This window comes from Campylobacter concisus (genome assembly GCF_050447445.1).
Taxonomy (GTDB): Bacteria; Campylobacterota; Campylobacteria; order Campylobacterales; family Campylobacteraceae; genus Campylobacter_A; species Campylobacter_A concisus_BI.
Map to the genome: position 1 here is coordinate 970,355 of NZ_JALMFW010000001.1, position 22,099 is coordinate 992,453.

Here is a 22,099-nt window from a genome sequence, read left to right on the forward strand (position 1 = left end):
CCTTTATCTAAATAGCAAAAGCACGCCGATAGCGCAGACTATGACGGCAGTGCAAATTTCAAGTAGCCTTAGGTGAGTTTGTAAAAATTTCTTTAGCATAGCTCCCCCAAGCGCATAGATATTTAGCGCGCAAAACTCGACAAAAAGCAGTGTTGCTGCGATAACGCACATGCGAGTAAGGCTAAAAGGGTCGTCTTTATCCAAAAATGTAGGAAGCAAGGCTGAGAAAAATATCCACGCCTTTGGGTTTGAGACGCTGACAACCAGGCCATTTATAAACATCTGCTTTTTGCTTGGCGAATTTGAGACGTTCGTGATGCTAAGCTCACCCTTGCCAAAAAAGAGCATCGCGCCCAGATACAGCAGATAAAGCCCCGCGATGATATTTAGCGCCTTAAATGCGTACTCAAAGTGATGTAGCACCGCGCTCACGCCAAGCATACAGCAAAACGCCACGAAAGCAAGCGAAAGAAGCTGCCCGGTCATCATAATAAGCGAGTACTTATAACCAAAGCTCATACCGATACTCATCGCATAGGTCATGTTAATACCGGGCATTAGCGAGATAGGAGCAAGCGTGACGAAAAAGAGTAAGAAGTCCATAAAAAGCCTTGAAATTTAGCTAACAAATATAAAAATTTAATCCATAAATCAGATCCAGCGATCAAATTTATAGCTTAAATTTAAAAGGCGGACCAAGCCGTCTCTTTTTAGTGAGTTAAGAAATACTCTTGAATTCTGGCTTTATCGCTTGTTTTTGTAAGCGCAAGCATCAAGAGCACTCTAGCTTTTTGCGCGTTTAGGTTGTCGCTAGCTAAAAAGCCGTATTTGCCGTCGTCTACCTCGCCGTTTAGCGTGGTCTCGCCGCTACCTACGCGCGAGTCGCGCACGACTACTACGCCGTTTTTGACCGCTTCGCCTAGAGCTTCAAGCGCGCTTGGGAATGGATTTCCGTTACCCATGCCGGCGTTTACGATGCCTTTGGCTCCGTTTTTGACGGCTAAATTTATAAAATCCGGGTTGTCGTTTGAGTGACTATAGATGATATCTACTCTTGGAAGCTCTTTGATCTTCGTGATATCAAATACCGAATTTAGCGTATGTTTGCGAAGCGGATTCATATAAAATTTGACGTTGCCGTAATACACCGTGCCGATCTTGCCGCTGTTTGGAGATTTAAAGGCATCAACCGCCGTCGTATCGCTTTTGGTTACTTCGCGCGCCGCGTGAATCTCGTCGTTCATCACGACTACTACGCCCTTGCCTGCGGCTTCTTTACTCATCGCGACATTTACGGCGTTAAAGATATTTAGAGGGCCATCCGCGCTTAGCGAGCCGCTGTTTCTCATCGCGCCCGTAAACACGATCGGCTTGTCGCTTTTGACGACTAAATTTAAAAAATACGCCGTCTCCTCCATCGTGTCCGTTCCGTGCGTGATGACGATGCCGTCGGCCTTGCCGCTAGTTAGCAGCTCGTTTACTCTGTTTGCCAGCTTAAACCAAACTTCGTTGTTCATCTCCTGCGAGCCGATGTTTGAGATCTGCTCGCCTTTGATGGTCGCTATCTTGTTGATTTCAGGCACCGCGGCGATTAGTTTATCCACCGTAACGGTTCCTGAGGTATAGCTCGCATCAAGCGATCCGGGGCCGCTTCCCGCTACCGTGCCGCCCACTGCTAGTATAGTAACTCTTTTCATAAAACCTCCGTTTAAGCCGCAAGCCTGATTAGCGCCATATAAATGCCCGTCGAAGCCGCGATGCTAAGCAGGGTATTTTTAAAATTTAGATGAATCAAAACCGCGCTAAAAACGGCTAGCGCTTCGTTTAGTCCGTACGGATAAACGTCAAATTTGATGCCTCTTAGTCCGTAGCACACCAAGATAACCATTATCATCAGCCCCATGTGTCGCTCCACGGCGCTAAGCCACGGGCTAGGCTTATAGTTTTTGACGACGTAAAACGGTGCGGCGCGCGTTAAAAAGGTCACAAACGCGCTTAACAAAACGGCGGCAAATATCGCCCACTCGCTAGAATTCACGCTTATCAAAGCTTATCCTTAAAAACTAAAATAAAAATAAAGCAAAGCGCCATCGAGCCTACCAGCATCGCTTTGGCAGGCATGAGCGCTACGCCGGCGACTCCAAACAAGCACGCCGCGCCTAGCACTTTATAATTTTTATCGTTTTTAAACATCTCCATCACGATAACGATAAAAAGCGCGGTTAAGCTAAACTCAAGCCCGCTCGTATCGACCTTTATCAGCCCGCCGGCTAGGCATCCGACCGCCGTTCCCGCCGCCCAGTAGAGCCACGAGATCAAATTTAAGCGCGTAAAAACATAGCTGCGCTCCGCCGCGTCCAAGATCTTAAGCGCCTTAAATATAGCAAAGGTTTCGTCCGTGAGAGTCGCGATATTTAAAAGGCGGTATTTGAGATCTTTGTACTCTTTTAAAAGCGCCAGCCCGTAAAAAGTATGGCGTAAATTTACCAGATACGAGACGATAAAAACCTCTAAAAGCCCCGTACCCGCGCTAAAAAGCGAGAGTATCATAAACTGCGCTGCGCCGTATGCTAATGTATTAAGTGCCACAGCGATAAATGCGCTCACACCCATACTCTTTGCCAGCACGCCAAAGGCCACGCCAAGCGGGAAATAGCCCATAAAAAGAGGAATAGATAGTTTAAAAATGTAGTTAAATGTCAAATTTTTACCTTAATAAAAGCCAAAATGTTAGCAAAAATTTAAAAATAAGAGTAAAAATAGAGTTAAATTTTATAAAATGATAGAAATTTTTGGAGTTAAAAGATGAAAAAGGTAATTCTAATTTTATTTTGTATTCTATTTTCTTGGGGTAAAAATTTAGATACTACCAAGCTTGAAAGTGAATGCGCTTTAAACAACATAGAAAGCTGCACCGATCTTATATATATCTACCTTGACAAAAATGAGCGCGATAAAATGGCAGCTATGGCGAACAAGGCCTGCGAACTAGGCAATCCACACAGTTGTCTATTTTTAGGAAATACATATCTACAAAAAGACACTCTAGCACAAGAGAAAGAAGAAGGGCTTAGGCTTTATAATAAAGCTTGCGAACTAAAAAATGCATTTGCTTGCTATACTCTTGCACTCATCTATGAAACTGGAGATGCTGATATGTTGCAAGATAAAAATAGAGCAAAAAACTACTACAAAAAAGCTTGCGAGCTTGATTTGGAAGAAGCATGCAGTATGCTTAAAAATTTTAATTAAGCAAAAGATGCTTTTATTCTTGCTCTTAAGAGCAGAAATTTTAGGCGAGATGTATCAAAGTGGTAGTAGGATAAGAGAAAAATTACAGGCAGTTACAAAGATGCCTCAAAAATTTATAATTCATCAAGCAACAATAGTACTGCCAAATTTATAATTTAGACCAAATTAATGCGTCTGCTTTATTGAGTCCTTTTCTTTTGAAGTATTATTTGAAAAATAAAATACCTCAAGCGTAAAAGCAACCAATATAAGCCCAACGATAGTCAGAGTCACATCCATACTACTTACCTTTTAAGCCCATTTACTATTTCAAGCATCGAGTCACTCGTGGTTATCGCCTTTGAGTTTGCCTCGTACGCACGCTGGCCGGTGATGAGGTCGGTCATCTCTTCAACTAGCTGAACGTTACTCATCTCAACAAACCCTTGTCTGATCGTACCAAGTCCGTCAAGTCCTGCAACACCTACCACCACGTTACCACTAGCGCTTGTTTCTAGATAGTTGTTGTCGCCCATTGAGTGAAGGCCGGCTGGGTTTATAAAGTTTGCTAACTCGATCTGACCTATCTGAGCCATCTCTCTCTCACCTGCTTGGAGAACTGAAACTGTGCCATCTGTGCCGATAGAAATTTGCGTCGCATTTGCAGGGACTGTGATCTGAGGGATCAGCTGATAGCCATCGCTATTTACAATCGTGCCGTTTGCATCAAGCTTAAAAGCACCATTTCTAGTATAAGCAGTGGTGCCATCTGGTAGCTGAATCTGAAAAAATCCGTTGCCAGCTATTACCATATCTAGGTTATTGCTAGTTTCTTTAAAATAGCCCTGAGAAAAAATTTTATTTATCGCCGTTGGGCGCACACCAAGACCCACCTCGATACCAGTTGGGCTTGTAGTAGTCTGACTTGTAGCCGTACCTGCATACTCCATGACTTGATACATAAGATCAGCAAATTCAGCTCTATTTTTTTTGTATCCATAAGTATTTACGTTTGCAATGTTGTGTGAGGTTACATCTATCTGCGTCTGCTGAGCTATCATGCCAGTGGCCGCAGTGTAAAGTGATCTCATCATAGTTTTATCCTTTTATTAAGCTTTTAGGGCTAGTTTTTGAACAGCATCTTGGTTAAGATCACTCATGTGGCTTGTCATAACCTTTTGATACATATCAACTAAGCGCTGGGTTTCTATTAGACCGACCATTTCTAAAACTGGGTTTACGTTTGACATCTGGGCATATCCTTGCATAACGCTGTCAGCCTCGTCAAGTTCCGTGATGTCGTCAAAATTTCTACTCTCAAAGAGATTGTCTCCGACCTTTTTTAGATCTCTTATCTCTCTTGGCTGAGCGATAAAAAATTTAGAAAATTGATTATTATTTGAGTATAAATTTCCATTTTTATCAGCAGTTAACACCTCTCCTTGTGGTACTTGGATACCTCTTTGACCAGGGTTTTGCGCCTCGTAGCCACTTGGCAGCACCTTATAGCCCTCTTTTGTGACGATGTAGCCGTCGCCGTCAAGACTAAAAGAGCCATTTTTGCTAAGTTTTACGCCATTTGGAGTATCGACTAAGAAAAATGCGTCATCTCTTTTTATCGCAAAATCAAGCGTGTTTGAGCTGTATTTAAAGCCACCAGCGCTAAAGTCGGTGTACTCTTCACTTACTTGTGGTACGCGGTCAAGCGTTCTATTTAAAAATTTAGCTCCATCTTTTGTATGATTTTTAAGCGGAAGCTCATCTTGCGTCTCTTTAAAAATTCTCGCAAAGTCACCGATGACCACATCGTTTCGCTTGTAGCCGATCGTATTTACATTTGCAAGATTATTTGAGATAACGTTTAATCTGTTAAACTGCGTTACCATGCCAGCTGTGGCTTGATAATAACCATTTTGCATACAATTTCCTAATCAATTTTTGATTTTTATAGCTACTAAGCAATCATCGTTCCAACTTTGTTTTTATACACATTTACAAAATTTGGGTATAATCCACTTTCTTTTAAACAACACTTAAATCACAATTAGACGATTCGAAAGGAAATTTATGAGCGCCGCAAAAGACTCTTTTTCTCAGATAGAAGAGCTTTTTGCTGAAAATGCAAAAGGCTTTTTGACATACGAAAAATTAGTAAAATTATTAGACAAAGCTCCGACTGCTACGATAGTAAAAAAGATAGAACAACTAGCAAAAACAAATAAAGTCCAGCTAATCACATCTGCTGAAGCTGCAAAGCTTAGAAATTTAGCTGATGCTAAAAAACGTCAAGAAAATGCTCAAAAAAGTGATCAAGATATTGACGAGGATCTCGATCTTTCAGGCGAAAGTGACCTTTTAGAGTGGTCAAGGTCAGATAGTCCTGTCAGGATGTATCTAAGAGAAATGGGACAGATCGCGCTTCTTACAAAAGATGAAGAGGTAGAGATCAGCAAAAGAATCGAGCTTGGCGAAGATATCATTATTGACGCATTTTGTTCTGTGCCATTTTTGATCGATTTCATACTTGATTACAAAGAGCCGCTCATCAATAGGGAACGCCGTGTAAAAGAGCTTTTTAAGAGCTTTGAGGACGAGAGTGAAAACGAAGAAAATGAAGATAGCGAAGACGATATAGACGAGGAAGATGAAGAGAACGAAGAAAACGAAGCTCCTAAAAAATCAGCCAAAAACGATAAACGTGCTGAAAAAGTTATAGAGAGCTTTAAGGCCCTTGAAAAGGCAAAAAAAGAGTGGCTAAAGACTGCAAACAAACAAGATAAAGTTGAGAGCGATGACACGACTTCAAAGATAACTCTTGCATTTAAAAAGAAAATTTTAAAAGAGAAGCTAATGGACCTTGGCCCAACAAGCAAGTTAATTAGCGAGATCGTAAAATCAATGGAGACAGCGCTAAAAAGCGATGATGAATTTGATAGAGAGCTAAAACGCTTGGAGTATCGCTTACCAATGTTTAGCGACGAGCTTAAGAAAAATCACAAAAGCATACTAAAAGATATCATCAAGCTTAGTAAAGAAGAGATCGCAGCTCGCGTGCCAGAAGCTACGATGGTCTCAACTTATGTCGAGATCAAAAAGCTATTTACTACAAAAGAGGCAAGCAAGCAAGGCTTTGATCTTGAGCCAACAAGGCTAAAAGAAATTTTAGAGCAGATCAAACGTGGAAAGAAAATTTCTGACGAGGCAAAAGCCAGAATGGCTAAGTCAAATCTCCGTCTAGTCGTAAGTATCGCGAAACGCTATACAAATAGGGGCTTACCATTTTTGGATCTCATCCAAGAGGGCAACATCGGCCTTATGAAGGCGGTTGATAAATTTGAATACAGAAAAGGTTATAAATTTTCAACCTACGCCACATGGTGGATACGCCAGGCTATTTCGCGTGCGATCGCAGATCAGGCAAGAACAATCAGGATACCTATCCACATGATAGAGACAATAAATCGTATCAATAAAATAAACCGCAAATACCTCCAAGAAGAGGGGAAAGAGCCTGATGTAAGCGTTATCGCAAAAGAGGTTGGACTAAGTGTTGATAAGGTAAAACAAGTCATCAAGATCACAAAAGAGCCTATCAGCCTCGAAGCTCCGATCGCAAACGAAGAAGACGGTAAATTTGGAGATTTTGTTGAGGATAAAAGCTCACTTTCTCCGATAGAGCAAATTTTAAAAAGTGACCTTAGAGAGCAAATTGACGATGTACTTTCGCAGCTAAATGAGCGCGAAAAAGCAGTTATTTCGATGAGATTTGGCTTGCTTGAGGATGAGAGCGACCGCACACTTGAAGAGATCGGTAAGGCTCTAAATGTTACTCGCGAGCGTGTTCGCCAGATAGAAAGCTCAGCTATCAAAAAACTAAAACACCCGAAAGTCGGTAGAAAACTCAAAAACTACATTGAGGGCTAAAAGCCCTTTTCTTTTGGATATTTTCCTTAAGACTTTCTCTTTAGCTTTATAAAATTTAAAAATTTTTTAGCAACAAATTTCACTAACAATCTACATTGATTTTATTATTGAAAGGCTGGATTCAGCCCTCATTTAGCCATTAGACCAACTTAAAAATACAAAAAACTTAATATTTTTTAAAGAATAAGGTTAGATAAAAAGAATTTACCGGCGCAAGACCGGTAAAAATTTATTCAGCTAGTAGTTTATCTAGTTTTGTAGCTAAGCTCGTAGTGTCATGAGCTTTGGCTAAGCTCGCAGCATGAAGTTTTAAATTTGCTTGTAAATTTTCTTCCAAGCTCTTTGCGATGTCGCTGCTATCAAGGTTCTCTACACTATTAGCATTTGCCACGCTTCTTGCGGCTAGAGCATTTATACCTCTAAATACAGCATTTTGTGTTGATCCGATCTCTGAACGAAGTGAATTTATATTTTTTAAAATTTCACCTGTATTTGAGCTGTCATCTTTGACATTTAAAAGAGCATTTGTGCCCAAATTTATATTTTTTGTACTCTCGCCTGTAAAAAATCCAAGCTCAGCATCAAATACATTTTTGCCGTTAAATTTAGCCTCTTTTACGCTATCATTCATAGCATTTCTTAGTGCACTGATCTCGCCCTTTATGCCTTTTTGTTCATTTGCTGATAGAGTAGGATTTGTAAGCTTACTTGAAAGCTCGCCTATTCTATCCGTACTTTTACTTAAATTTAAAAGCGTTGAATCAGCGATTTGAAGCATACCGATCATATCGTTTGCATTTGCCAAACCTTCGTTCAAGACATTTGTTTGCGAAAGCAAACTCTCTGCGATTTGTAAATTTGCACCTGATGCTTTGATCTCGCTGTTTGCAGAGATGGCATTTAGCGCCTTCTTCTCGCTATTTTTTGCTTGATCTAAATAATAGTTTCCTGAAGCCTGGTTTGCAGTATAAGTTCCTAACTTCATAACAACTCCTTTTTAATAATTCGCTATGGATTCTACTATAAATTCTATAAAAAGTTACAAAATCTTTATAAAATCTATTTTTCTTTACTCTTCTAGTCTCACCGCAACTGATTTTTTATGAGCAGTTAGCCCTTCGGCTTCGGCTAGCTGCATGCATGATTTGCCAAGATGCATAATACCTTTTCTACTTACTGAAATGATCGAACTTCGCTTCATGAAATTTTCAACTCCAAGCGGCGAGTAAAATCTAGCACTTCCACCAGTTGGCAATGTGTGATTTGGTCCAGCGATATAATCACCCATCGCTTCAGGCGTAAAGTGTCCAAAAAATATAGCGCCCGCATGAGTCACATCATCGATATAACTTAAAGCATCGTTTGTAGCGATCTCTAGGTGCTCAACAGCAAGCTCATTCATGAGAGCAAAACACTCTTTTAAATCTTTTGCCACTATTATTGCAGCTTTATTTCTTATGCTTGCACTTGCGATTGGCTCACGTTTTAGTGTCTTTAGCTCATCTTCGATGTGTCTTTGTACTGCCCTTGCGAAAGCTTCTACTGGCGTTATCAAAAAGGCACTTGCGATCTCGTCGTGCTCGGCTTGTGAGAGCATATCGATAGCTATGTGGCGAGGATCGGCACTGTCATCAGCGATGACGCCTATCTCGCTTGGACCAGCGATCATATCAATATTTACGTCGCCATAAACTAGCTTTTTGGCAGTTGCTACGTAGATATTACCAGGTCCTGTGATAACATCAACCTTTGGCACGGTTGCAGTTCCGTACGCCATCGCTGCAATAGCACTTGCTCCGCCTATCTTAAAGGCTGTTTTGATACCACAAAGATGCATTGCAGCAAGAAGCAAAGGATTTACCTTGCCATTTGGTGCTGGTGTACATACAACAATCTCTTTTACGCCAGCCACGATAGCAGGCACAGCGTTCATAAGAAGTGAACTAGGATATGCTGCCTTACCGCCAGGGATGTAAAGGCCGGCACGATCAACCGCGGTGTATTTTGCACCAAGCAAGATGTCGTGTTCATCTTTATAGGTCCAATCACTTGGCTTTGTGCGCTCGTGGTAGCTTTTTATCCTGTCGTGAGCTAATTTTAAAGCTACTCTCAAAGCATTATCTAGCGAGTTGTAGGCAGCTTCCATCTCTTTAACGTCGATTATTATGTCGCTTTTACTTGTAACGCTAAATTTATCAAATTTAGCTATCTGCGCAAAAAGTGCGCTATCGCCATCTTTTCTTATCTCATCTATTATTCCAGCAACCACCGGCATTACAGCACTCATGTCATTATCACTTCGTTTAACAAGCTGTAAAAATTTACTCTCAAAATCAGCGTCACTACTATGAAAAAATTTCATTTATGCTCCTTTAATTTTAATTTTCTCTCGTATCTTTGTCTTTGTGTAATGTTACCTAAAATTCCACCCTGGTGGATATATAAAATTTCAGCTCCAAGCTTATCTAAATTTGCAAAAAGCGTGATAAAGCCAGCAGGGTCATACACTAGGTCAAATTCTACACCGCTTTTGCACACTTCAAGCCAAATTTCATAAAGCTCTGGGTATAAATTCCCAAAATGATACTTCCTTGGTGGATTTAAAATTTGCACCTTGCTATTTTTGTCTAGCTCATAAATTTGCTTTTTTAGATAGTCGCTGTCCCCCACGCAAGGAGTTGTAAAAACGCTAAGATCGGTGTGCTTTGCCAGATAGCATGCACTTGTACCTGTGCCTGATGGCAAAAATATATCGGGCCTTATGCCACTTTTTTTGCTCCACTCATTTATCTCATTTGCCTGCGTGATAAAGCCAAGCTCAGCCTCGCTCTGCGCCACGCCCTCATTTATAAAAAGTGCATTTTTGCTCTTTGCTAGCTCTTTAGCAAATTTTTCACGTTCTTCTTTTACAAAAATTTCCATGCCATTTTCAAGTGCAAATTTGAAATTTCCAACCGGATTTTGCTTTAAATTTGAGCTTAGATGAGAGACGACGTAGTAAAATTTAAGCCCCTTTAGCTTAGCAAAAAGACTTAGGCTATACATCGCATTTGACTGGCTTGAGCCGTGAGATACGATGGCCTTGATGCCGCTAAGATCGGCCTTTAAAAAATACTCTAGTTTTCTTGCTTTATTGCCGTTAAACTCGCCTAGCAGATCATCTCTTAAAAGCCAAAACTCTCGCTCTCTTAAGCAAATTTTATCAATCACCCTTAAACTCCAAAAATTTCTCTATCTCGTTGATAGCCTCTTTGTTTGAGAGTGAAAATTTGATCTCTATGCGCCTTGAAGCGTCCTTGTCCTCGGCTCCGTCTTTAAAAATTAGCTCATTGTAGCTTCGTCCGCTTGCGACAAGCAACTTTCTAAGGCGAACGTCATCGCTAAATGAGTTTATAAACTCCATCACCGCGTAAGCTCTTTTTTGCGAAAGCTCTAAGTTATAAATATAGCTTCCATCGCTATCTGTAAAGCCTTCGATTATTATCTGATCGATGTTTGAGGCGATCTCTTTGTCATTTAAAAGCACGTCAAAATACTTACCAAGTGTCGCCTTTAGCTCCTCTTTGACCTCTTCTTTTAGGACCGCACTTCCTTTATCAAAAAGTACTGAGGAGCTAAGCTTTAGCGCGCCTGAGTTTGGATCGATCTCGATGCTCGATCCTAGCCTATCTTTTAGAGCTGAGATCACTTTTACCCTTATGCCAGTTAGGTTTTTGACCCTGTCACGAGTGATATTTAGATCCCTTAAAAGCTCGTCATATCTAGCCTCTTTTTTGCTCACTTGCTCGAGTAAAAAGGCGATCTTGGCTAAATTTTTCTCGCTACTTTCATTTGCGTCGCTAAGCGCTCTATCTTTTGATGAAATTTCATCATTTAGCACGATCATCTTTTGATTTAGATCAAAAATGCTTGTGTTTAGCTCTTTTATGCTCGCATTTGCATCTTTGTTTTCATTTATTAGCTGAGCTAGCTTTTCTTTTAGAGCGTCTATTTGGATAACAAAAATTTCATTTGATTTTTTCAAATTTATATTTTCGTCGCTTATCTTTGAAAGCTCTCTTTTTAGGGCGTCATTTAGCTCTTCAAGGGTGAAATTTCTACCCTGGGCGTCTTTTAAATTTGCCAGTGCTGCGATGATGGCTTGCTCTTTATTTTCAAGGGTGTTTTGAGTTAGGACGTATTTTACGACGACAGCGCCTATTAGCAGCATAAAAACAAAGAGTAGACCCGCCATCAAGTCCGCGTACGAAACCCAAAAGCTCGATTGATCCTCGTTATTTTTGTTTATTTTCATTGCACTAGATTTTCGATTTTTTCTATTACAGAATTTGCTTCTTTATCGATCTCGTCTATGTTTTTCTTAAGCTCAGCTATGAGACTCTCGCGCTCTTTTTCACGCTCCAAGCTCCTGCCCTCTTGCTCATAAGCTACCTTAAATATCGTCGCACTCTCCACGAGTGAGGCTCTAAATTCCTTTAGTGCGTCGTTTTGCTCTTTCATGAGCGAGTATGAAAATTCTCTTAAAACCTTGTCAAAGCTCTTGATAGTCTGCTCAAATTTAAGCTGATTTTCTTTTGTGGCGTTTAAATTTCTATTAAAAATTTCGCCAAGCTTTGCATGCTCGGTTAAAATTTTAACCTCCATATCTTTAAAGGCATTAGAAAACGCGCTTACTGCCTTTAGCATATCGGAGTGGATTTTTACAAATTCGTCTTGTTTTAGGCTAGCTTCATTTAGCATTTTAAGGTTTGCGCTAAGCTCGGCCTTGCTTTGATTGATGATATTTTTCTCTATTTCGCAAAGCTCTTTTAGTCTGTCAAATTTTTCATTTACCTGATCGTTTAAATTTCTTAAAAATTTATCGTCAAGCACCATTTTAAAGGCGTCATGACTATCTTTAAAGTAGCCTACACTTGCTTTCATAAAATTTGCATTTAGTTCATTTTCCTGCCAGAAAAACTCACGGCTAAGCTCTTTTTGCTCGCTATAAAATTTCTCAAATTTACTAACGCCTATCTTTTCAAAAAACATCCACCAAAGCGCTAAAAATATACCATAAATCGATACATAAAACGCCGTAGCCACGCCATTTAGTAGTATAGCGATCTCTTTTTCAAGACCATCTGTAGTATTAGAGCTAAACTCTGGCATAGAGATAGCGATGCTGATAAATGTGCCTAAAATTCCAAGCATAGGAAAGACTGCTTGTCCGATGTTTGCTAGATTGTCATTTCTAAAATTTCTTGTGTAGCTCTCGAAAAAATCTTCAAATTTAGCGTTTGCCTTTTTGACGCTTGAAATTTCAAAGAGATGAGTGATGATAAATTCTTTTAGCCTTATCTTGTAATCTTTGGCATTTGCCAAAAAATTTGAGTAAGCTACCAAGGCGCTGTGGCGTGAAAATATAAAAGCGACAAAGAGTATAACGCCCATCATCACGATGGTGTGAAGCTTCATCTGAAAATTTATAACGCCAAGATACGCTAGTATTGCCAAGATGTAGATGACTAAAGGGATAAAGATAACTTTAAAAAAGACAAAGAAAGAGTGAGCTTGGCGCTCTTTTGGCACGCTTAGCTCACTAAAATCATTTTGATTTTGCATAGGATTAGTTCCTATTTAGGCAGTTTAAGTCGCTAAAAGCAGTCTGAAGACGCTTAACCATGCTCTCCTCGCCACTTCTTAGCCATTTCCTTGGGTCGTAGTATTTTTTATTTGGCTTATCATCGCCCTCTGGGTTGCCGATCTGCCCTTGCAAGTACGCTCTATTTTTGGCCTCATACTCACGTACGCCGTCCCAAAATGCCCACTGCGTATCTGTATCAATGTTCATCTTGATAACGCCGTAGCTCACAGCATTTTTGATATCTTTTAGCTCGCTGCCACTACCGCCATGAAATACAAAATTTACTGGCTTGTCACTTTTTGTATTAAATTTCTTTGCCACATAGGCTTGTGAGTTTTTAAGAATTTCTGGTCTTAGCACGACATTGCCCGGTTTATAGACACCATGGACGTTACCAAAACTAGCTGCGATGCTAAATTTATCGCTTATCTTACTTAGTCTTTCATAAGCAAGTGCGACGTCCTCTGGCTGAGTGTAAAGAAGTGCGTTATCAACACTTGTGTTATCCACGCCGTCCTCTTCGCCACCAGTGACACCAAGCTCGATTTCTAGGCTGATGCCAAGCTCGCTAAGCTCTTTTAGATACTTCTCGCACGTGATTAAATTTTCGTTGATATTCTCTTCGCTAAGATCAAGCATGTGAGAGCTAAAAAGTGGCACGCCGTGAGTTTTTTTATACTCATGGCTTGCTTTTACTAGCTCATCTATCCAAGGCAAAAGCTTTCTAGCAGCGTGGTCAGTGTGTAAGATGACTGGCACGCCGTAAGCCTTGGCAAGCAGATGAACATGCTTTGCGCCAGCGATCGCACCAAGAACGGCTGCATTTTCGCAGGCTTTACCAGCATAAAAACCTGCGCCGCCATTACTAAACTGAACGATAACAGGCGAGTTAGCAACCTTTGCTGCTTCTAAAACGGCATTAACAGAGTCACTTCCCACGACATTTACAGCAGGTATCGCAAAACCTTGCTCTTTGGCGTAAGCATAAAGTTTTGTTACATCATCTCCGCTTAAAACTCCAGCATTTACAATATCTAAAACGCCCATTTTATCCTCCAAATTTTATTTATATTCTATCTTTGCTTTTTGGCGTAAAGTTTCACTTTTTTGTCTAACAGCAGCTTGGAATTTCTCCATTTTAACAGCTTGCTCGATCTCCGCTTTTGCTTGTTCAAAGCTTACAGTACCAGCAGCTTTGCCATCTTCTTTTAAGATAACGTGGTAACCAAACTGAGTTTTAACTGGCTTAGTTGAAACTGTGCCATTGGCCATTGAAAATGCTGCGTCTGCAAAAGGTTTTACCATTTGGCTTTGACCAAACCAGCCAAGCTCGCCACCGTGTGCTGCTGAGCCTTTGTCGATTGATTTTTGGCTTGCTAGCTCTGCAAATTTCTTAGTTAGAGCCTCGCCTTTTAAATTTTTAAGCTGAGCAATAATATCGTTTGCTGTTTTTTCATCTTCAACTAGGATATGTCTAGCTTTTGCTTGAGCTGGCTCATTCATACTTGCTTTATTTTTATTGTAAAAATCTTTTAGCTCGTTATCACTTACTTTTATGCCATCAAAAAGCTTTCTCATATAAAGCTCAACTGCGATGCCTTCTTGCGCTGCTTTTACAGCTTTGATGTACTCTACATCTTTTTCGATACCGCTTGACTTAGCATCTTTTAAAAGAAGTTTTCTGTTTATTAGATCGTCGATTATACGTTTTTTCTCATTTGGTTGAAGCTTACTAGCGTCAAATCCTGGCATAGCTGCCGATAAAAGGCTTGAAATATCGCTATCGCTTATAGCATCACCATCAACTGTTGCAACTACTGCTGCATTTAGAGTAACAGCCGCTGCTAAACTTAAAACTGCTGGAAACAAAAATTTTTTCATATAAATCCTTTAAAAAATTGATTTTATGGGCAGGATTATATCAAATAAAGCGATAACTTTTCATTTAACTTAAGAAAATAAGGTAAAATACGAAAATGAGAACAAAAAAAAATATTTTAGAGATAAAAAGAAGGCTCCTAGAAGAGTTTAAAGACGCCAAAAGCGAGCTTAAATTTAGAAATTTATATGAGCTACTTGTCTGCGTCATGTTATCAGCTCAGTGCACCGACAAAAGGGTAAATTTGATCACACCTGCCCTATTTGAGGCGTATAAAGACGTTTTTGAGCTAGCTAGCGCAAATTTAGCAAGTCTAAAACTCATGATAAACTCGTGCAGCTTTTTTAATAACAAGGCAGTAAATTTAATCAAAATGGCAAACAGCGTGGTTGAGCTTTATAATGGAGAAATTCCGCTTGATGAAGAGAAGCTAAAAGCGCTTGCTGGAGTTGGACAAAAGACCGCTCATGTCGTACTTTTAGAAGCTACAAATGCAAATGTTATGGCTGTTGATACGCACGTTTTTAGAGTGGCGCACAGACTTGATCTTAGTCATGCAAAAACGCCAGAAGCTACTGAAGCTGATCTTAGCCATGCCTTTAAAACAGATCTTGGTAAGCTTCATCAAGCCATGGTGCTCTTTGGACGTTATACCTGTAAAGCCAAAAAGCCACTTTGCCATGAGTGTATCTTAAATGATCTTTGTAACAGCAAGGACAAGATTATTTAATTTTCTCAAGCTTTGCTAGAAAATTTTTAGCATCTATAAAGCCGATAGTTCTAAGAAATTTTAGCTCATCGCCACCACTAAATAACAAGAGTGCAGGCGGATCAATAAGTCCAAAATTTCTTAGCATCTCATCATTTTGTGATCCGCCATTTGTTACATCGATACGAATAAGTGCAAAATTTGCCAAAGCATCTATAACACCACTATCTTTAAAAGTGATCTTTTCTATCTCTTTGCAGCTTACACACCAATCAGCATAAAAATCTACTAAAACGGGCTTCTTTGAGTTTTTTATTATCTCATTTAGTTCATCTAAATTTTTAACGGAATTAAATTTTAACGCACTATCACTTTTTGCCAAATTTAGTCCAGAAAGCGGAGAAAAAGCCTCCTTTGAGCCTAAAAATGAACCAACTATTAACATAACTGAATATATAAAAACTAGGATAAAAAACGCTTTTTTAAACTTAGTCCAGCTTTGCTCTGCTACTTCAAATGCCCCAAAATAAACCGCCATAAAAACGCCTATAATGCCATATCCTAATAGCTCAAAAAATTCTCCGAGCACACGCGAAAGGATCCAAATCGCCATTATGAGCATTAAAAAACCAAAGAATTTTTTCACTTCATCCATCCAGCTACCAGGTTTTGGCAAGAGCTTTCCAGAGCTTAGCCCGATAATAAGTAGCGGCACACCCATACCAAGCCCCATGACAAAAAGCATAATGCCACCATAAAAGACATTTCCACTTTGAGCGATATAAAGAAGCGCACCAGCTAATGGTGCTGCTACGCAAGGTGATACTATGAGAGCTGAGGCAAAACCCATAATAAAAATTCCAACATAGCCTGAACTATTTTGCGATTTTTTACTTATCAAATTTTCAAATTTTGCTGGCAATTTTATATCATAAAATCCAAACATGCTAAAGCTTAAAATGACAAAAATGGCTGCAAAAGTGCCAAGCACATAGATATTTTGCAAAGCGCCTGCGATGCCAAAGCCAAGTAGGCTAGCTGCCACTCCAGCTAGTGCATAAGCTAGGCTCATCGCGACAACATAAATGAATGATAATAAAAAGCCTTTTTTTGCATTTAAATTAGCGCCTTTTGAGACGATTATGCTTGAAAGTATCGGTATCATCGGAAAGACACAAGGTGTTAGTGAAAGCAAGAGACCATAACCAAAAAAAGTAAGAAGTGAGATAAAGAAATTTTTATCTCCAAGCCCATTTGCAATATCTTGCTCGCTAGAAAATTCTTCAGCAAAGCTGTCGGCATCGTTTTTTTGTTCTTTTTTAAAAGTGGCGATGCTAAATTTTCCAGCTTGGTCAGTTATCTCATAAATTTTACTTTGTGGACGGTAGCAAATGCCGTTTTTAGCACAGCCTTGATAGTTAATGTCAAGTATTGCTTTGCCATTTGAAAGATTTTCTTTTACTAAATTTAATGGGATAAAAATCGAAAAATCTTTTGGATAAATTTCATATTCTCCCGTATTTTCACTACTTGGCAAATTTAATAGCTCATTTATCTTTTTGCCAGCTAGCTTAATCTCAAAACTCTCTTTATAAAGATAGATATTTTCACCAAAGTTAAACTTCACTTCAACATTTTGACTATCAACGCTTGGAGTTAAAACAAAGGCTTTGCTAACATCTAAAACCTCGGCAAAAAGCGAGCCTGCAAATAAAATAATCGAAAAAAGAAATTTTAAAAACATACTAATCCTTGCTAAATTAAAAAAGATGATTTTAGTCTAAATTCTTAAATTTATTCTATTTTATTGTAAAATCGTGAAAATATGTGAAATTTTAAAGGAGCAAAGATGTCAAAAGACAAAAAACACCAAAAAAGCGAGAAACTTGGCTACGAGGAAGAGCTTAGACTGCTTCAAATTGAACTTTTAAAATTTCAAAATTACGTAAAAGAAAAAGGCCTTAGAGTACTTATGCTAATGGAAGGACGCGACGCAGCCGGCAAAGGCGGAACGATAAAACGCCTAACTGAGCATCTAAATCCAAGGGGTTGCCGTATAGTAGCGCTTGCTAAGCCAAGTGATGTCGAAAAAACGCAGTGGTATTTTCAAAGATATGTGACTCATCTGCCAAGTGCTGGAGAGATCGTGATCTTTGATAGAAGCTGGTACAATAGAGCTGGTGTTGAGCCAGTGATGGGCTTTTGCACGCAAGCAGAGCATAAGGAATTTTTACGTGAAGTACCAAAATTTGAAGAGATGATCATAAACTCCGGCATAATTTTCTTTAAAATTTATCTATCAATCACAAAGGATGAGCAGAAAAAACGCTTCAAAGAGAGGCAAAATGATCCATTAAAGCAATTTAAAATTTCACCCGTTGATCAAAAAGCACAAGAACTTTGGGATCAGTACTCTATCGCTAAATATTCGATGCTTCTTGCCTCTCACAATAGCATTTCGCCATGGGTCATTGTCTCAAGTGATAACAAAAAAGAAGCTAGGCTAAATGTCTTTAAATTTATCCTAAGTCACGTTGAATATCCAAAAAAGATAAATGACTACTTGGAATTTGACAAAAACGTCGTAAGAGACGGAAGTGAAGAGATAAAGCGCATAGAAGAAGGGCTAAATAAAGATAAGTTAAAGAGTATCGATTAAAGAATTTTTAACTTCTAGCTGGCGATTTACTTAGATTTGCTAGCTAAATTTTTAAGCCCACCACATTACTTTTGCCAAAATGACCATTATCATGCAAAGCACTAGAGCTATTAAATGTGAAAATTTACCAAATGGATCAGGCTTTTTTAAAATAACGACATTAAAAACAGAGATAAAAGTTACAAGGCACATTATAAGTAAAACAAAAATTTTTACAAGTAGTAGCTTTTGAAAGTTGCTTTGCCACCAGCCAAGCTCACCTCCAAAATAGTCTTTTGCCATATAAGTGCCGCTTATTAAAAGCAATAAAAATGCCGTGCCAAAAACCTTTGCGCTGCCTTTTGTGTAGGCTTTTTTAACTATTTCAAGGGTTTTAGCATCAACCGTTTTTTTAGCAACTGGATATATGCAAACATCGAAAAATACGTATCCTATAAATACAATGGCACAAATTAAATGAGTAATCAAAAAAAATAAGTACATTTTTTAGCCTTTTTGTTTGGCATTATATAAATTTTAACTATTTAAACTGCTTATTTTAAATCAATTTTAAGAATTTATGAAGATAAATTTATAAAAGAGCAAGGCAAGTGCCCTGCTCTAGGAGTTTTACTCGACTTCAGCGTCTATAACGTCGTCGTCTTTTTTATTATTTCCGCCGTTTGCTCCAGCGTTTTCATCTTTTTTATACATAGCTTCTGCTAGTTTATGGCTAGCTTTGCTTAGAGCTTCTACTTTAGCATCGATTTGCTCTTTTGAAGAATTTTCATCTTTTAAGACCTCTTTTAGATCATTTAACGCAGCTTCGATGTTACTTCTATCCTCAGCTGGAACTTTCTCGCCAAGCTCGCTCATGCTTTTTTCAGTTTGATGAACTAGTGCGTCAGCTTGGTTTCTAGCTTCAACTGCGTCTTTGCGCTTTTTGTCCTCTTCTTTATGAAGCTCAGCATCTTTTACCATGTTGTTTATCTCTTCTTCGCTTAAGCCGCTTGATCCAGAGATAGTGATGTTTTGAGCTTTGCCAGTTGCTTTATCTTTTGCTGAAACAGTTAAAATTCCGTTTGCGTCAATGTCAAACTCAACTTCTATTTGAGGAACACCTCTTGGAGCTGCTGGAATGCCTTCAAGGTTGAAATTTCCAAGTGACTTATTATCTCTTGCAAACTCACGCTCACCTTGTAAAACCATAATAGTAACGGCACTTTGGTTATCTTCAGCAGTTGAGAAGACTTGGCTTTTCTTAGTTGGTATGGTTGTGCCTTTTTCGATGATCTTTGTCATCACGCCGCCAAGTGTTTCGATACCAAGGCTAAGTGGAGTAACGTCAAGAAGTAGCACATCTTTAACATCGCCTTTTATGACCGCACCTTGGATAGCAGCACCGATAGCTACGACTTCATCTGGATTAACACTCTTATTTAGCTCTTTACCAAATGCCTTTTTAACCTCTTCTTGAACTAGTGGCACACGAGTTGAACCACCGACCATTACGACCTCTTTGATGTCGCTTTTATTTAAACCAGCGTCTTTTGTTACCTCGTTTATCTTAGTGATAGTCTCGCCCACAAGTGAGTCGATCATGCCCTCAAATTTAGCACGAGTTAGCTTTTTAACAAGGTGTTTTGGACCAGTTGCATCAGCTGTGATAAATGGTAAATTTATCTCAGTCTCTTGAGCTGAGCTTAGCTCTTTTTTAGCGTTTTCTGCCGCTTCTTTTAAACGCTGAAGTGCCATGATATCGCCTTTTAGATCAATGCCATTTTCATTTTTAAACTCGCTTACTAGCCAGTCAATGATCTTGTTATCAAAGTCATCACCGCCTAAGAATGCGTTACCGCCAGTTGCCAAAACTTCAACGATATTATCACCAGTCTCTAGCACTGTAACGTCAAATGTACCACCACCTAGGTCATAAACTAAAATTTTCTCAGCCTCTTTTTTATCAAGACCATAAGCAAGTGCTGCTGCTGTTGGCTCGTTGATGATACGAAGTACGTTTAGTCCCGCGATCGTTCCAGCCTCTTTTGTAGCTTTTCTTTGGCTATCATTAAAGTAAGCTGGCACAGTAATAACCGCATCTGTTACCTTTTCACCAAGGTATGCTTCAGCGTCTTCTTTTAGTTTGATAAGAATTTTTGCTGAAATTTCTTGTGGAGTGTAAACCTTACCAGCGATCTCAACTGCGCAAGCGCCATTTCTATCTACGACGTGATATGGTAAGCGGCTTTTTGCCTCTTCAGCATTTTTTTCATTGCTCATCAAACCCATGATACGTTTGATAGAATATATCGTTTTCTCAGGGTTTGTAACTGCTTGACGTTTTGCAACGTCACCTACTAGAATTTCACCTTTGTCTGTGAAAGCAACAACAGATGGAGTCGTGTTTTTACCCTCTTTGTTTGGGATAACCTTGCTCTCGCCACGCTCAAAAACGCTCACACAAGAGTTTGTTGTACCTAAGTCTATACCTATAACTTTTGACATATTTTTCCTTTTTATTAGATTTTATTTTTATAAATTTAGTTTGCCACACTGACCATAGCTGGGCGCAAGACCCTACCATTTATCATATAGCCTTTTTGCAAAGCTTGTACGATTTGACCACTCTGCTTCTCTTCGCTATCGACCCTTAAAACGGCATTGTGCACGCTTGGATCAAACTCAGTATCAGTTGGTATCTCGCTTACGCCATGCTTTTCAAAACATTTTTTAAACTGATTTATAGTTATCAAAATACCTTCTTTGATCTTTTTGGCAAATTCATCATCCTCTGGGTCAAAATTTGCTGCCATTTCGAGCGCATCAATAACTGGAAGCAAGTCCCTGGCAAATTTCTCATTTGCAAAATTTGCAATGTCTGCCTTCTCTTTTTCATAGCGCTTTTTCATGTTTTCAAACTCAGCATTTGCTCTATAATATTTATCAGTGATCTCGCCAAGTTCTTTTTCGAGCTTTTCCACCTTTGAAATATCACCAAGTGCATCCAAATTTACGCTATCACTAGCTAGCTCTTGCACAGGTTCAGTTTCCGGTGTGTTTTGTTCTTTTACTTCCTCGCTCACGCGGCCTCCTTTATTAGATTTAGAAATTTCACATAGTCAGTATAAATACTGCCAGCACAGATCATCTGAGCTTCACTACCAAGGTAGTTTGCATTAAATTTAAGACCCATAAAATTTTCATCAAACAGTGGAGAAAATGCCAACTTATCATCCATTTGCAAACTAAAGCTAGGGTCAAAAATCATCTTAAAACGACTATCTTTAAACATATTAAAGGCCAAAATTTCATTTTCTTGGAAATAAACTTTGGTCCTTTTAAGCTCTCTTATCTTGTTTTTTAGTTCGCTTAAGCCAACTTGAGAGCAGATAAGCTCAAGCTTGTCTAAACTAACTCCGATAAGGTTGTTTAAAAATTTATACATCCTAGCATCAAATTTGATGACGATCTCATCGCCACTAAAATTTAAAACCAGATACCTATCATTTAAATTTAAAATTTCTAGCAACTCCTTATCGATTGTGCCAAAAATCATACAATAAAGCTCAAATTCATCACAGAGCATTTTTAAGCTTCTTGAATCATTTATCTCTAAATTTATGTCGCTTTCAGCAAAAATTTCACTCCAATATCTCCTCATCGCAGCGATAGTTGGGATCCTGCCACCACTGATGTGAAGCTTTGTGATCTCGCCCTCATCTGAAAGCTTTTTGAAATAAACACGTATCGTAGATGCCGGTATCGCCATACTCATGCGAGAGCCAAGCTCGTTTGAGCCAATAGGCGCATTGTTCTGCAAATAGGCTTCAATGATAGAATTTAGTATCAAATCGCGTTTATTTGTTTTACTCACTTTTAGCACTCTTTCTTTTTAATTGCTAAGCGGATTATACAACTTTAGTTTATTAATGTCAAGTATTTAAGTTAAAATAATTTATTTATGTATCTTTAGTCTATATAACTAAGCTTATTTAATATTAATTGTATAAGCCTTTCCGAAAATAAAATTACAAAAAATAATTAAACAAATTTAAAAGTCTTTTATATTGCTTCTATGTTCTAATGTTTTTA

23 protein-coding genes are annotated in these 22,099 nt (G+C 38.9%); 5 read left to right on the forward strand and 18 right to left on the reverse strand.

Translation table 11 applies throughout. The features are described 5' to 3' along the window. Positions 1-3: 3 nt before the first annotated feature. The 4 genes from MTT30_RS05055 to MTT30_RS05070 form a co-directional block, all read right to left on the reverse strand. Positions 4-603: a LysE family translocator gene (locus MTT30_RS05055; RefSeq protein ID WP_429801203.1), complete on the reverse strand. Its 600-nt coding sequence runs from the start codon at positions 601-603 to the stop codon at positions 4-6. A gap of 107 nt (positions 604-710) precedes the next feature. Next, entirely contained in the window at positions 711-1,697 is a 987-nt protein-coding gene (locus tag MTT30_RS05060; protein ID WP_429801204.1) for a type II asparaginase, read from the reverse strand. 11 nt (positions 1,698-1,708) lie between these two features. Beyond that, the gene (locus MTT30_RS05065; RefSeq protein WP_429801205.1) at positions 1,709-2,047 is read right to left on the reverse strand and encodes a branched-chain amino acid transporter permease; all 339 of its coding nucleotides are present in this window, start codon (positions 2,045-2,047) and stop codon (positions 1,709-1,711) included. Beyond that, the gene (locus MTT30_RS05070; RefSeq protein WP_429801206.1) at positions 2,044-2,703 is read right to left on the reverse strand and encodes an AzlC family ABC transporter permease; all 660 of its coding nucleotides are present in this window, start codon (positions 2,701-2,703) and stop codon (positions 2,044-2,046) included. Before MTT30_RS05070 ends, MTT30_RS05065 begins: the two co-directional genes overlap by 4 nt. Before the next feature lie 102 nt (positions 2,704-2,805). Between MTT30_RS05070 and MTT30_RS05075 the strand changes: the two genes are divergently transcribed. Together MTT30_RS05075 and MTT30_RS05080 are read left to right on the forward strand one after the other, a co-directional pair. Then, positions 2,806-3,252 (forward strand): tetratricopeptide repeat protein, encoded by a 447-nt coding sequence (locus MTT30_RS05075; RefSeq protein WP_429801207.1) that lies wholly within the window; start codon positions 2,806-2,808, stop codon positions 3,250-3,252. Positions 3,253-3,259: 7 nt separating this feature from the next. After that, a complete protein-coding gene (locus MTT30_RS05080) occupies positions 3,260-3,406 on the forward strand; it encodes a hypothetical protein (protein WP_429801208.1) in 147 nt (48 codons plus the stop codon). A gap of 130 nt (positions 3,407-3,536) precedes the next feature. Here MTT30_RS05080 and flgG read toward each other — a convergent pair whose 3' ends face one another. Then, a complete protein-coding gene (gene flgG, locus MTT30_RS05085) occupies positions 3,537-4,325 on the reverse strand; it encodes a flagellar basal-body rod protein FlgG (RefSeq protein ID WP_021091447.1) in 789 nt (262 codons plus the stop codon). A 15-nt stretch (positions 4,326-4,340) separates the two neighbouring features. Then, complete coding sequence (locus MTT30_RS05090) at positions 4,341-5,150, reverse strand: flagellar hook-basal body protein (protein ID WP_107788386.1); 810 nt, start codon at positions 5,148-5,150, stop codon at positions 4,341-4,343. Between the two features lie 148 nt (positions 5,151-5,298). Between MTT30_RS05090 and rpoD the strand changes: the two genes are divergently transcribed. Beyond that, a complete protein-coding gene (gene rpoD / locus MTT30_RS05095) occupies positions 5,299-7,155 on the forward strand; it encodes an RNA polymerase sigma factor RpoD (protein WP_429801209.1) in 1,857 nt (618 codons plus the stop codon). A 229-nt stretch (positions 7,156-7,384) separates the two neighbouring features. On the opposite strand, the gene MTT30_RS05100 is transcribed toward rpoD, so the two are convergent. The 7 genes from MTT30_RS05100 to MTT30_RS05130 form a co-directional block, all read right to left on the reverse strand. Beyond that, positions 7,385-8,140, reverse strand: a complete 756-nt coding sequence (locus MTT30_RS05100) for a flagellin (protein ID WP_429801210.1) — start codon at positions 8,138-8,140, stop codon at positions 7,385-7,387. A gap of 84 nt (positions 8,141-8,224) precedes the next feature. Further along, entirely contained in the window at positions 8,225-9,517 is a 1,293-nt protein-coding gene (gene hisD / locus MTT30_RS05105; protein WP_429801211.1) for a histidinol dehydrogenase, read from the reverse strand. Then, entirely contained in the window at positions 9,514-10,365 is an 852-nt protein-coding gene (locus MTT30_RS05110) for a pyridoxal-phosphate dependent enzyme (RefSeq protein WP_429801212.1), read from the reverse strand. Before MTT30_RS05110 ends, hisD begins: the two co-directional genes overlap by 4 nt. Further along, positions 10,358-11,449, reverse strand: a complete 1,092-nt coding sequence (locus MTT30_RS05115; RefSeq protein WP_429801213.1) for an OmpA family protein — start codon at positions 11,447-11,449, stop codon at positions 10,358-10,360. Before MTT30_RS05115 ends, MTT30_RS05110 begins: the two co-directional genes overlap by 8 nt. Continuing rightward, positions 11,446-12,759, reverse strand: a complete 1,314-nt coding sequence (locus MTT30_RS05120; RefSeq protein WP_429801214.1) for a MotA/TolQ/ExbB proton channel family protein — start codon at positions 12,757-12,759, stop codon at positions 11,446-11,448. Before MTT30_RS05120 ends, MTT30_RS05115 begins: the two co-directional genes overlap by 4 nt. Positions 12,760-12,763: 4 nt before the next feature. Next, positions 12,764-13,828, reverse strand: coding sequence for a class II fructose-bisphosphate aldolase (gene fbaA, locus MTT30_RS05125; RefSeq protein ID WP_429801215.1), 1,065 nt, complete (start codon positions 13,826-13,828; stop codon positions 12,764-12,766). Between the two features lie 15 nt (positions 13,829-13,843). Next, positions 13,844-14,662 (reverse strand): peptidylprolyl isomerase, encoded by an 819-nt coding sequence (locus MTT30_RS05130; protein WP_429801216.1) that lies wholly within the window; start codon positions 14,660-14,662, stop codon positions 13,844-13,846. A 95-nt stretch (positions 14,663-14,757) separates the two neighbouring features. On the opposite strand from MTT30_RS05130, the gene nth reads away from it, so the two are divergent. Beyond that, complete coding sequence (gene nth, locus MTT30_RS05135) at positions 14,758-15,390, forward strand: endonuclease III (protein WP_429801217.1); 633 nt, start codon at positions 14,758-14,760, stop codon at positions 15,388-15,390. Here the strand turns inward: nth and dsbD are convergent. Next, positions 15,383-17,113 (reverse strand): protein-disulfide reductase DsbD, encoded by a 1,731-nt coding sequence (gene dsbD, locus MTT30_RS05140; protein WP_429801218.1) that lies wholly within the window; start codon positions 17,111-17,113, stop codon positions 15,383-15,385. The two genes, nth and dsbD, sit on opposite strands and share 8 nt — an antisense overlap. Positions 17,114-17,218: 105 nt before the next feature. Here dsbD and ppk2 point away from each other — a divergent pair, with 105 nt between their 5' ends. Continuing rightward, complete coding sequence (gene ppk2 / locus MTT30_RS05145) at positions 17,219-18,028, forward strand: polyphosphate kinase 2 (RefSeq protein ID WP_087578978.1); 810 nt, start codon at positions 17,219-17,221, stop codon at positions 18,026-18,028. 51 nt (positions 18,029-18,079) lie between these two features. On the opposite strand, the gene MTT30_RS05150 is transcribed toward ppk2, so the two are convergent. From MTT30_RS05150 to MTT30_RS05165, 4 genes are all read right to left on the reverse strand, one after another. Next, on the reverse strand, positions 18,080-18,511 hold the full coding sequence (locus MTT30_RS05150; RefSeq protein WP_429801219.1) for a trehalose-6-phosphate synthase: 432 nt from the start codon (positions 18,509-18,511) through the stop codon (positions 18,080-18,082). A gap of 126 nt (positions 18,512-18,637) precedes the next feature. Then, complete coding sequence (dnaK, locus tag MTT30_RS05155) at positions 18,638-20,512, reverse strand: molecular chaperone DnaK (protein WP_087578979.1); 1,875 nt, start codon at positions 20,510-20,512, stop codon at positions 18,638-18,640. A gap of 35 nt (positions 20,513-20,547) precedes the next feature. After that, positions 20,548-21,090 (reverse strand): nucleotide exchange factor GrpE, encoded by a 543-nt coding sequence (grpE, locus tag MTT30_RS05160; protein WP_429801220.1) that lies wholly within the window; start codon positions 21,088-21,090, stop codon positions 20,548-20,550. Continuing rightward, a complete protein-coding gene (locus tag MTT30_RS05165; protein ID WP_429801221.1) occupies positions 21,087-21,881 on the reverse strand; it encodes an HrcA family transcriptional regulator in 795 nt (264 codons plus the stop codon). The genes grpE and MTT30_RS05165 overlap by 4 nt, the downstream gene beginning before the upstream one ends. Between the last annotated feature and the right edge of the window lie 218 nt (positions 21,882-22,099).